The sequence below is a fragment of the Xenorhabdus sp. KK7.4 genome, assembly GCF_963876465.1.
GTDB classification, from domain to species: Bacteria; Pseudomonadota; Gammaproteobacteria; order Enterobacterales; family Enterobacteriaceae; genus Xenorhabdus; species Xenorhabdus stockiae.
On sequence record NZ_CAWNQF010000028.1, the window covers coordinates 1 to 712 of the forward strand.

General features: G+C 58.0%; 1 protein-coding gene. It reads left to right on the forward strand.

What is annotated here, in order from left to right; genetic code table 11:
* Window positions 1-98: 98 nt before the first annotated feature.
* The coding region (locus AACS90_RS04305; protein ID WP_305847172.1) for an AMP-binding protein at window positions 99-712 on the forward strand (614 nt) is incomplete at its 3' end.

Consider the following 712-nt stretch of genomic DNA (forward strand, 5'->3'; position numbering starts at 1 on the left):
GCGACAGCGTTGGGGAGTTTGCATTACCGATGGTCAGACTGGATGATCTGCCCTCCCCCGTGCTGGCGAACCAGCCTGACACCAATCCGGTGGCCGCCATGCAGGGGCTCACTTCACGTCATCTGGCCTATGTGATTTACACTTCCGGCTCCACCGGCCAACCCAAAGGGGTCGCCGTCACCCACCGCAATACCGTGAACTTCCTGAGCTGGGCGAAACAGACGTTCAGCGCCGAAGAACTGGCCCAGACTTTGTTTGCCACTTCGCTGAATTTTGATTTGGCGGTGTATGAATGCTTTGCCCCGCTGATTTCCGGGGGCACGGTGCATCTTGTGCCGGATATTCTGTCACTGATTCATGCTCCGTTAGACACGGCGATAAGCCTGATCAATACCGTCCCTTCTGCCCTCCCATCGTTGATCAATGCGGGTGCCTTCCCCCCGTCCGTGCACACGGTGAATGTCGCCGGAGAAGCCCTGAAAGCCTCTCTGGTGGCGCAGTTGTTTGCCCACACAGATGTCCGGTCGGTATGTAATTTATACGGCCCTTCAGAGACGACCACTTATTCCAGCTGGGCACGGATGGACAGAGCCAGCGGCTTTGTTCCCCATATCGGCCGCCCGATTGCCAATACCCAAATCTATCTGCTTGACCGGGCCGGGCAGCCGGTCCCGCTGGGTGTCACCGGTGAAATTTACATCGGAGGTGCGGG